Source organism: Actinomyces polynesiensis (genome assembly GCF_000820725.1).
GTDB lineage: Bacteria > Actinomycetota > Actinomycetes > Actinomycetales > Actinomycetaceae > Pauljensenia > Pauljensenia polynesiensis.
This window is the reverse complement of record NZ_CCXH01000212.1, coordinates 1-10526: the sequence shown is the minus strand read 5'-3', so window position 1 is coordinate 10526 and position 10526 is coordinate 1. Positions and strand designations below refer to the sequence as shown.

Sequence of the window (10526 nt, the reverse complement as noted above, 5' to 3'; positions counted from 1 at the left end):
GGTGGTCCTCACCAACGGCTGCGGGGGCCTCAACCCGGAGTGGGCGCCCGGGCAGGTGGTCCTCATCCGTGACCACATCAACCTCACCGCCACCTCCCCGCTGGAGGGCGCGACCTTCGTCGACCTCACCGACCTGTACAGCCAGCACCTGCGCGACCTCGCCCACGAGGTCGATGCGACCCTGCCGGAGGGCGTCTACGTCCAGTTCCCCGGGCCCCACTACGAGACCCCGGCCGAGGTGCGCATGGCGGGCATCATCGGCGGTGACCTGGTGGGGATGTCCACCACCCTGGAGGCCATCGCGGCCCGCGAGGCGGGCATGGAGGTCCTGGGGCTGTCCCTGATGACGAACCTCGCCGCCGGCATCTCCCCCGATCCCCTGTCGCACGCCGAGGTCCTGGAGGCCGGCCGGGAGGCCGCACCCCGTATCGCCCGGCTCCTGGCCGACATCGTGGCGAGGATGGGCTGACGGCGCTCGGTGGCGCAGGCTAGGCTGGGAGGCCGGATTCGACCGGCCGCCAGGACCGGGGATGGAAGCGGAGGAACGATGACCTCATACGACGTGGAAGCCGTGCGCACGTGGATCGACGACGATCCCGACCGGGTGACTGCCGAGGAGTTGAGCGCACTGCTGGGTGCCGCGGAGGGCGGTGACGGCGCGGCGGCCGCGGAGCTGGCGGACCGCTTCGCGGGTCTGCTCGAGTTCGGCACCGCCGGGCTGCGCGGACACCTCGGCGGCGGCCCCCACCGCATGAACCGCGCCGTGGTCATCCGCGCGGCGGCGGGACTCATGAGGGTCCTCCACGACCACGTCGGCGACGGCTTCACCGTGGTCATCGGCTACGACGCCCGCCACAACTCCCACCGGTTCGCCCTGGACACGGCGGCCGTCGCCGTGGCGGCGGGCGGGCGCGCGTTCCTGCTGCCCCGCGCACTCCCCACACCGGTCACCGCCTTCGCGCTGCGGCACCTGGACTGCGACGCCGCCGTCATGGTGACCGCCTCGCACAACCCGCCCGAGGACAACGGCTACAAGGTCTACCTGGGCGGACGCGTCGTGACCGACTCCAGTCAGGGGGCCCAGATCGTGCCCCCCTTCGACAGCGAGATCTTCGAGGCGATCCGCGCCGTCCCCTCCGTCGCCTCCGTCCCGCGCGCCGAGGACGGCTGGGAGGTGCTCGGTGAGGACATCCTCGAGGCCTACCTCGACCGCGCCGTCTCCCTGGTGCCCTCGGGGGACAAGGACCTGCGCATCGTGCTGACCTCGATGCACGGGGTCGGCGGTGCGCCCGCACTGGAGGCCCTCCACCGCGCCGGCTTCGCGGACGTGCACGTGGTCGCCGAGCAGCAGGAACCCGACCCGGACTTCCCCACCGTCCGCTTCCCCAACCCGGAGGAGCCCGGTGCCCTGGACCTGTCCATGGACCTCGCACGGCGGGTGGACGCCGACATCATCCTGGCCAACGACCCCGACGCGGACCGGTGCTCCGCGGCCGTGCCCGACCCGACCGTCGAGGGCGGGTGGCGCCAGCTCAGCGGTGACGAGGTCGGAGACGTCCTGGGCCTGCAGGCGGCGCGCGAGCACGAGGGTGAGGGCTCCGGCGAGGGCGTCAGCGCCCGCGGGGCAGTCCTCGCGAACTCGATCGTGTCCTCGCGCCTGCTGGGCCGCATCGCCGCGAGCCACGGGGTGGGCCACCGCAACACACTGACGGGGTTCAAGTGGATCTCGAGGGTGGACGGCCTGGTCTTCGGCTACGAGGAGGCCCTCGGCTACTGCGTCGACCCGGGGTTCGTGCGGGACAAGGACGGCATCTCGGCCTGCCTGAAGTTGGCGACCCTGGCCTGGCAGCGCAAGTCGGGCGGGGACAGCCTCCTGGGTGTCCTGGACGAGCTGGCCGTCGAGTACGGCCTCCACGCCACCTCCCCCCTGACGATCCGGGTGGAGGACCTGTCGCTGATCACCACCGGCATGGCGAACCTGCGTGCCCACGGCGTGCCCTCCCTGGCGGGGTCGGAGGTGGTCGAGACCATCGACCTCTCGCTCGGCTCCCCCGAGCTGCCCCCGACGGACGGGCTCTCCTTCCGCACCGCGGCCGACGACCGGGTGGTGGCGCGTCCGTCCGGGACGGAGCCGAAGCTCAAGTGCTACTGCGAGGTCATCGTGCCAGTCCAGGGCGGGGACGTGACGGCTGCGCGGATCGCGGCGGCGCAGCGCCTGGAGGCCGTCAAGGACGACATGAGGGCCGCGCTGGGGATCTGAGGCGAGCGGGCGCCCACGTACGCTGGGGACCGTGGATCACGACTCCCCTGCACATGTGGACGCCTGCCGTCGGTTCTTCAGGGACGGACGCCTCCGCGACCTCCCGCGGCGGCACGGGGCGCGTGGGCCCGTGCTCGACCTGGTGGCGGCGTCGGTCCTCGACGAGGGCGAGCACGTCGACGAACGTCGGCTCACCGAGCGTCTCGCCGGTGTCGTGGACGACCCGGTGCTCATGCGCAGGCTGCTCGTCGACTCCGGACGGGTGCACCGCACTGCGGACGGGACCGACTGCTGGCTGGGGCAGGTACCGCCGGAGGCGTCGCCCACCACAGGCACGGCCCACCCGTAGGAGCGACCGGCCCGGGTCGCCCTCGTCGGGTCCCCCCGCCCGAGGGATGCCCCCGGCCCGGGCAGGACCCCACACGCCGGGTACGGCCGACGGGCCCCGGGTACGGCCGACGGGCCCCGGGCGCGAGGACGCCGCGGGACCCTCCGGGACCGGGGAGCGGCCGTCACTCCGAACGGCTCCACCTGCGCCCCACGTGGAGGTCCCGGCGGTGGGACGCGGGAGGGGAGCGGACCTCAGTGCGCGAAGAGGGCGGACCTCACCCCTGCAACTGAGCGGACCTCGGTGCCTGAACAGGGCGGACCTCACCCCTGCAACTGAGCGGACCTCGCGGTCAGGCGGGGAGGGACTCCAGGATCGCCCGCGAGGCGGACAGGCCCAGACGGGACGCCCCCGCGGCGACCATCGCCTCCGCGGCCTCGGCGGTGCGGATCCCGCCGGAGGCCTTGACCCCCAGGCGGTCCCCCACGGTCCGGCGCATGAGCTCCACCGCGTGCACGGAGGCCCCACCGGCCGGGTGGAAACCGGTCGACGTCTTCACGTAGTCGGCACCGGCGGTCTCGGCCGCCCGGCAGGCGGCGACGATCTCGTCATCGGTGAGCACCGCGGACTCGATGATGACCTTGAGGAGTGCTCCCGGGCAGGCCTCGCGCACGGCCCGGATGTCCTCCTCGACGCCGGTCCAGTCCCCCTGCCTGGCCAGGCCCAGGTTGATGACCATGTCGACCTCCTCCGCGCCGTCGGCGACGGCGCGGGCGGCCTCGGCGGCCTTGACCTCCGGCTTGTGCGCGCCCGAGGGGAAGCCGCAGACACAGGCGACGTGGAGTCCCTCGGGGACCTCGACGGGCAGCAGGGACGGTGAGACGCACACGGAGTACGTCCCCAGTTCGGCTGCTTCGGCGACGAGGGCACGGACGTCGGCGTCCGTCGCCTCGGGCTTGAGCAGGGTGTGGTCGATCATCGCGGCGAGTTCGCTTCGGGTGGTCATGGTGTCTCCTCGTGTGGTCCCGGCTGTCGGCCGGAGGTGGATCGTGTCGGTGTCGTGGTGGTCTGGTCGGTCGTCCGTCGCCACCGGGGAGGGCGACGGACCTGTCGGTCGGGGGTGCGTGGGCGGCGGTCCTCAGGTCACCGGCACCACGACCAGCAGGGGCCGCGCCCAGTGCCCGAACTCGGGCCCGGGAAGCGGCCACGGGCCCTCCAGGGAGGCGCGTGGCACCTCCCTGACCCTTCCCGACGAGGGTTCGAAGACCGCGCAGGCCCCCGCAGGTCCATCATCGCCCAGCAGTGCGACGACGTGGCGCGGAACCAGGTCCGCCCCCCACCGGTCGAGCACCCGCGCTGCGCCTTCGAGCCCACGTCGCAGCGGGCCGTGTCCCTCCCCCGTCGCACCGGCAGCGGAGCCGCCCCCGACGTAGAGGAACGAGTCCCACCCGCGCGCCCGCGCGGCGTCCAGCGCTGCGAGAGCGGACGGCCCCCAGAACATGATCCGGTACCGGTGGCCGGTGGCACGGTGCGCCAGACGGCCCAAGGCCCACGGGGAGGTGCCCCAGGCCTGCGGCCACGGGTGTCCGGTCCGGGCGGCCAGTGCGTGCAGCGAACGCTGGGCGTGGGCCTGTCGCCCCGGCGTCGCGTCGAGGTAGGCGGGATGCACACCGGCCCTTGCGGCGACCGCGGCGAGTGCCGCTATCCCGCAGGTCGTCGGATCGACCTGGGAGGGCAGGGAGGTCCGCCCCCGTCCGGGCCGCGCGTGCCCCGGGTCCGGGCTCACCGCGGATCGATGCGTCCCAGCACCACGGATCCGGGCAGGACCGGGGCATCGGGACCGATGGTGATGGCTCCGGACAGTGCCTGGCGGGCGCGCTCGAAGCGCTCCGGGGTCTGGGTGTGCAGGGTGAGCAGGGGCTGACCGCGCACCACACGCTCCCCGGGCTTGGCGAGGATCTCGATGCCGGCCTCCGCCTGCACGGGGTCCTCCTTGCGGGCACGTCCGGCGCCCAGCCGCCACGACGCGACCCCCACCGAGAGGGCGTCGAGACGGGTGAGGTAGCCGTCGGCCTCGGCGACGACGGTGTCCAGGTGGTTCGCCACCGGCAGGGGCGCGTCCGGGTCCCCGCCCTGGGCGCGGACCATCTCGCGCCACCGGTCCATGGCGCGTCCGTCCTTCAGCGCTGCCTCCGGGTCCGCGTCGGGGCGGCCCGCCTGGCGCAGCATCTCGCGGGCCAGGGCCAGCGTCAGCTCCACGACATCGGCGGGACCACCACCGGCCAGCACCTCCAGGGACTCGCGCACCTCCAGGGCGTTCCCGACGGTGAGCCCCAGCGGCGTGGACATGTCGGTGAGCAGTGCGACCGTGTCGACACCGGCGTCGGTGCCCAGGTCCACCATGGTGCGGGCGAGTTCCTCGGCGCGGTCACGGGTCTTCATGAAGGCACCGGACCCGACCTTGACGTCGAGGACCAGGGCACCCGTGCCCTCCGCGATCTTCTTCGACATGATCGAGGAGGCGATCAGGGGCACGCACTCCACCGTGGCCGTCGTGTCGCGCAGGGCGTAGAGCTTGCGGTCCGCCGGGGCCAGCCCCGACCCGGCCGCGCAGATGACTGCTCCGGGACCGGTGCCGAGGATCTCCATGATGCGCTCGTTGGACAGGGTGGCCTGCCATCCGGGGATGGACTCCATCTTGTCCAGGGTGCCGCCCGTGTGGCCGAGTCCCCGACCGGACAGCTGGGGCACCGCGACGTCGAAGACCGCCACCAGGGGCGCCAGCGGCAGGGTGATCTTGTCGCCCACCCCTCCGGTGGAGTGCTTGTCGGCCGTGGGACGGGGCAGCGACGCGAAGTCCATCCGCTCCCCCGACGCGATCATCGCGTCGGTCCACCGCTTGATCTCGGCGCGGTCCATGCCGTTGAGGAAGACGGCCATGGCCAGGGCCGACATCTGTTCATCGGCCACGACCCCTCGGGTGTAGGCGTCGATGACCCAGTCGATCTGGGCGTCCTCGAGACGACGGCCGTCACGCTTGGTGGCGATGACGTCGACCGCGTCGAAGGGTTCGGTGCTCACTTGTCCTCCTGGATGTCGTCGTTGACCTCGTCGAGGTCCCGGCTCCCGAACGCGCCGGGCAGGACCTCCTCCATCGTCATGGTGCCACCGGGCATGGCCAGCTGCAGCCCGGGTCCCCCGTGCTCCATCAGCACCTGTCGGCACCTCCCGCACGGCGAGATCGCCTCACCGTGCGCGTTCACGCAGGCGAAGGCGACCAGGCGCCCACCCCCGGTGTTCACCAGCTCCGAGACGAGGCCGCACTCCGCGCACAGCGCGACCCCGTAGGCCGCGTTCTCCACGTTGCACCCGGTCACCACACGCCCGTCGTCCACCAGGGCGGCCGCACCCACGGGGTAGCCCGAGTAGGGCGCGTAGGCGCGCCCCATCGCGGCCACCGCCTCCTCGTGCAGCATCGCCCAGGTCGCGGCGTCGGTGGTGCCCATCGTCCCAGTCATGGTCGTCGTCCTTCCGTACGGCGCGCTGCGCCCCGCCCTCGTGCGCGCCGGGGACGGGACCGACGAGGGCGGACCTGTGTCACCGTCACGGGTAGGGCACCCCTTCCGCGGCCGGCGCGCGCACGGCCCCCACGAAGCCCGCGACGGCGAGGATCGTGACGATGTAGGGGATCATCAGGAGGAACTGCGAGGGGATCCCCGCACCGACCGCCTGCATGACGGCACCCAGGTTGGTCGCGAAACCGAAGAGCAGCGCCGCGCCGAAGGCCCCCTTGGGGTTCCAGCGACCCAGGATCATGGCCGCGAGGGCGATGAAGCCGTTGCCGGCCGCCATGTCCTTGGAGAACGCCAGACCCTGGGCGCAGGTGAAGAACGCCCCACCCAGTCCGGCCAGTGCCCCACCGAGGATGACGTTCTGCCACCGGATGCGGTTGACCCTGATGCCCACCGTGTCCGCTGCGCGCGGGTGCTCGCCGCTGGCCCGCATGCGCAGGCCCCACCGGGAATTGAAGACCATGAACTGCAGGACGACGACCGCGATGTACATGAGGTACACGAGGATCGTCTGGTTGAACAGCACGGGCCCGATCACGGGGATGTCCTTGAGGACGGGGATGCCGATGACGGGGAGCTTCAGCGCCTGGTTGACCTGGGGGGAGTCCTTGAGCAGGGTCGAGAACAGGAAGGAGGTCACCCCGAGGACCAGCATGTTCAGCACGACGCCGACGACGATGTGGTCCGCCCGGTACTTGATGGTGAACAGCGCCAGGAGCACCGCCACCAGCATGCCCGCGATGGGGGCGCCGATGAGGCCGACCCAGGGGGATCCGGCCAGTGACCCGACGACCACGCCCAGGAAGGCGCCGGCCAGCAGCTGACCCTCGATGGCGATGTTGATGATGCCCGAGCGCTCGCACACGACACCTGAGAGGGCACCGAAGACGAGCGGGGTGGCGAAGAGGAGACCGCCTCCCAGCAGTGACACGACGGGGAGGACGGCCCCGGGCTTGTCGGCCACCGTCCACAGGAGGAAGGTCAGCACGAGGGCCACGCCCACGACCACCATGAGCCATCCGGACACCTCGCGGTGCTGGAGGGAGCGGACCCAGATGAGAGCGGTGGCGGCGACGGCGACCACTGTCAGGACGATGCCGACGGGGCCCGCCGGCACGGTGACCTCGCCCATGGCGAACCAGGACGTCGAGCCCGCGAAGGACACACGCGAGGAGCCGCTGGAGAGCAGTGCCATGACGAGGGTGAGGACCGCCATGAGCGCCGACACGACGGGGTCGCGCCAGTGCACCGGTGCGGTCACCACGTCCTGGGGTGTCGTCGCTCCCGCAGGGGCGACCGAGGTCTGGGCGCTCATGCCGCCGCTCCTTCCTTGGTGGTGGCCTCCGCACTGCGGCTCGCCAGCGACTGGCGCACCCGCCGGTGGCGGATGGCCTCGGAGGCGGCGATGAGCAGCACGATGATGGCCTGGGTGATCTGGACGATGTCCACGGGGATCCCCGCGGAGGCCTGCATGAGGGCACCCCCGGCGTTGAGGCCGCCGAAGAGGAGGCCCGCCAGGACGACGCCGAGGGGACTGTTGCGTCCCAGCAGCGCCACGGTGATCGCGTCGAAGCCGTAGGAGCCGGCGACGCCGTTCGTGATGACCTTCTCGGTGCCGAGCACCGGTGCGGTGCCCGCCAGGCCGGCGAGTGCGCCGGAGATGACCAGGGTGAGCATCAGGGTGCGCGGGACGTTGATGCCGGCGGTGCGCGCCGCCGAGGGGTTGGCGCCCGCGGCCCGCAGCTCGAAGCCGAAGGTGGACCTCTTGAGGAGCCACCACACGAAGACCGCCGCCAGCAGCGCCACGATGAACCCGAGGTGCAGTCGGAATCCCGATCCCGCGATGAGCGGGTACACCGCGGAGTCCAGGACCCGTTGGGACTTCCCGGGGTAGCCGCCCTCGCCGATGAAGGTGCGGGTCGTGAGCACGTACTGGACGAGGAAGAGGGCCACCGAGTTCAGCATGATCGTCACGATCACCTCGTTGGCCCCGAGCCTCGCCTTGAGGATGCCGGGGATCAGACCCCACAGGGCCCCGCCGATGACCGCGCCGATGATGGCGACGACCAGGTGGAGGACGACCGGGAGCTGGAAGTGGAAGCCGATGTAGCCACCGACGACGGCACCGAGGATCAACTGGCCCTGGACACCGATGTTGAACAGGCCCGCGGTGAAGGACACCGCGATGGCGAGGCCCGCGATGATCAGCGGCACCGAACGGGTGAGGGTCTCGGTGAGGGAGCGGAACGCCATCGTCGCGCTGGACTGGGTCCAGTCGAAGAGCGAGCCGCGCACCAGGGAGGTGAAGAAGCCTCCGAAGGCACTGCCGAACGCCCCGAAGAAGTCGCCGGGACGGGCGAAGAGGTAGCCCGCGGTGCGCTGCACGTCGTCGTCGAACACGGCGACGATGAGGGCGCCGATGACCAGCGCGATGCCGATCGCCATGGCGATGGTTCCCACCGACGGACTGAAGAACTGCTGGATGATGCGTGTCAGCCAGTTGGAGCTCCGCTTCGGCTCCAGCTCCTCGGGTGAGGCCGGGCCGTCCGGGACGATACTCACTCTGCGACCTCCTCGATGGTGGTGGGATGGGCCTCCGCCTCGGCCGTGGCGTCCTCCAGGGGGACGCCGGCCATCATGAGGCCGAGGACGTCACGGGACGTGTCGGAGGGCACGACCCCGACGATCCGTCCGCGGTACATGACCGCGATCCGGTCCGCCAGGGCGGCGACCTCGTCGAGTTCGGTGGAGACGACGAGCACCGCGGTGCCCTTGTCACGCTCCTCGACGATGCGGGAGTGGACGAACTCGATCGACCCGACGTCCAGCCCGCGGGTCGGCTGGGAGGCGACGAGGACGCGCAGGGGGCGGGAGAGCTCGCGGGCGAGGATCGCCTTCTGCTGGTTGCCGCCCGACAGGGTGGAGATCGGGTCGTCCACGGAGGTCACGCGCACGTCGAACTCCTCGCGCAGCGCCTCGGCGTGCTCCCGGACCTTCCCCAGGTCCATCGAGATGCCCTTGGCGAAGGGCTCGCGGTAGTACTGGTCGAGGACCATGTTCTCCGAGATGGTGAACGTGGAGATCATGCCGTCCTCGGAGCGGTCCTCGGGGACGTACCCCAGGCCCGCCTCCAGGCGCTGGCGGATGGACATCGACGCGATGTCCGTCTCCCCCAGGCGGATGGTGCCCGCGTCCGGACGCACGGAGCCGAGCGTGGCCTCGCACAGTTCGGTCTGGCCGTTGCCCTGGACGCCCGCCACGCACAGGATCTCGCCGGCGCGGACCTCGAGGTTGACGTGGTCGAGGGAGGCGTGGCCGGCCTCGTCGAGGACGGAGAGGTCCTCGAAGGTCAGGACCGGTGCACCGGGTTCGGCGGGGGCCTTGTCCACGCCGAGGTCCACGGCACGCCCGACCATGAGCGAGGCGAGCTCGGACTCGGTGGAGGTGGGCTGGGCCTCCCCGACGACCTTGCCACGACGGATCACCGTGATGCGGTCGGCGATGGCGCGGACCTCGCGGAGCTTGTGGGTGATGAAGACGATGGAGGTCCCCGCGGCCCTGAGCTCACCCATGATGCCGATGAGCTCATCGGTCTCCTGCGGGGTGAGGACGGCGGTGGGCTCGTCGAGGATCAGGACCTTGGCGTCACGCGAGAGCGCCTTGATGATCTCGACCCTCTGCTGGGCACCCACCGGCAGGTCCTCGATGACGGCATCGGGGTCGATGTCGAAACCGAAGCGTGCGGACAGCTCCTCCACCTTGGCGCGGGCTGCCGCCTTGTCGAGGACACCGGCGAACCCTGCGGGCTCGTAGCCCAGTGCCACCGACTCCGCGACGGTGAAGACCGGGACCAGCATGAAGTGCTGGTGCACCATCCCGATGCCCGCGGCCACGGCGTCACCCGGGCCACGGAAGGAGACGGGCGTGCCGTCGATGACGATCCGCCCGTCGTCGGGCTGGTAGAGCCCGTAGAGGACGTTCATGAGAGTGGACTTGCCCGCGCCGTTCTCCCCGAGCAGCGCGTGGATCTCACCGGGTTCGACGACCAGGTCGATGTGGTCGTTGGCCACGAGGGGCCCGAAAACCTTGGTGATCCCCTCCAATTCAAGTTTCACATCGGTTCCTTCTGATTCGGTACCCGAGACGTCGCTGTCCGGGCGGGCAGATCAGTCTATCGGGATTCGAGCTGGTCCGGGACGGCTCCGGCACCAAACCTACTCGCTCGAGGGACGTCGACACGACAGGCAGGGTGTGGGGCGGGTCCGGTGGGTGGTCCGGGTGGGATCCGCCGTCCACCGGGGGACGGCGCACGCGCGCGACGGGCGTGGCCGCGCGGCAGCGGGACGCGTCGGGGGGCGCAGGGCGG

At 71.6% G+C, this 10526-nt stretch carries 10 protein-coding genes; 3 read left to right on the top strand and 7 right to left on the bottom strand.

The features are described 5' to 3' along the window. From TA90_RS09190 to TA90_RS09180, 3 genes are all read left to right on the top strand, one after another. On the top strand, positions 1–469 hold a 469-nt coding region (locus tag TA90_RS09190), incomplete at its 5' end, for a phosphorylase family protein (protein ID WP_043535902.1). Between the two features lie 78 nt (positions 470–547). After that, on the top strand, positions 548–2260 hold the full coding sequence (locus TA90_RS09185; RefSeq protein WP_043535901.1) for a phospho-sugar mutase: 1713 nt from the start codon (positions 548–550) through the stop codon (positions 2258–2260). 31 nt (positions 2261–2291) lie between these two features. Continuing rightward, entirely contained in the window at positions 2292–2609 is a 318-nt protein-coding gene (locus TA90_RS09180) for a DUF2087 domain-containing protein (RefSeq protein ID WP_187120125.1), read from the top strand. 331 nt (positions 2610–2940) lie between these two features. Here the strand turns inward: TA90_RS09180 and deoC are convergent, their stop codons facing one another. The 7 genes from deoC to TA90_RS09145 all read right to left on the bottom strand — a co-directional run bounded on the left by deoC (position 2941) and on the right by TA90_RS09145 (position 10275). Further along, on the bottom strand, positions 2941–3594 hold the full coding sequence (gene deoC, locus TA90_RS09175; RefSeq protein WP_043535904.1) for a deoxyribose-phosphate aldolase: 654 nt from the start codon (positions 3592–3594) through the stop codon (positions 2941–2943). A 132-nt stretch (positions 3595–3726) separates the two neighbouring features. Further along, the gene (locus TA90_RS09170; RefSeq protein WP_043535900.1) at positions 3727–4257 is read right to left on the bottom strand and encodes a hypothetical protein; all 531 of its coding nucleotides are present in this window, start codon (positions 4255–4257) and stop codon (positions 3727–3729) included. 113 nt (positions 4258–4370) lie between these two features. After that, positions 4371–5669, bottom strand: coding sequence for a thymidine phosphorylase (locus tag TA90_RS09165; protein ID WP_043535899.1), 1299 nt, complete (start codon positions 5667–5669; stop codon positions 4371–4373). Beyond that, complete coding sequence (locus tag TA90_RS09160) at positions 5666–6106, bottom strand: cytidine deaminase (protein ID WP_043535898.1); 441 nt, start codon at positions 6104–6106, stop codon at positions 5666–5668. Before TA90_RS09160 ends, TA90_RS09165 begins: the two co-directional genes overlap by 4 nt. An 85-nt stretch (positions 6107–6191) precedes the next feature. Beyond that, positions 6192–7475 carry an ABC transporter permease gene (locus TA90_RS09155; protein WP_043535897.1) on the bottom strand — a complete coding sequence of 428 codons (1284 nt, stop codon included), beginning with the start codon at positions 7473–7475 and terminating at the stop codon, positions 6192–6194. Continuing rightward, positions 7472–8722: an ABC transporter permease gene (locus tag TA90_RS09150; protein ID WP_052450703.1), complete on the bottom strand. Its 1251-nt coding sequence runs from the start codon at positions 8720–8722 to the stop codon at positions 7472–7474. Before TA90_RS09150 ends, TA90_RS09155 begins: the two co-directional genes overlap by 4 nt. Next, positions 8719–10275, bottom strand: coding sequence for an ABC transporter ATP-binding protein (locus TA90_RS09145; protein ID WP_043535896.1), 1557 nt, complete (start codon positions 10273–10275; stop codon positions 8719–8721). Before TA90_RS09145 ends, TA90_RS09150 begins: the two co-directional genes overlap by 4 nt. Positions 10276–10526: the final 251 nt, after the last annotated feature.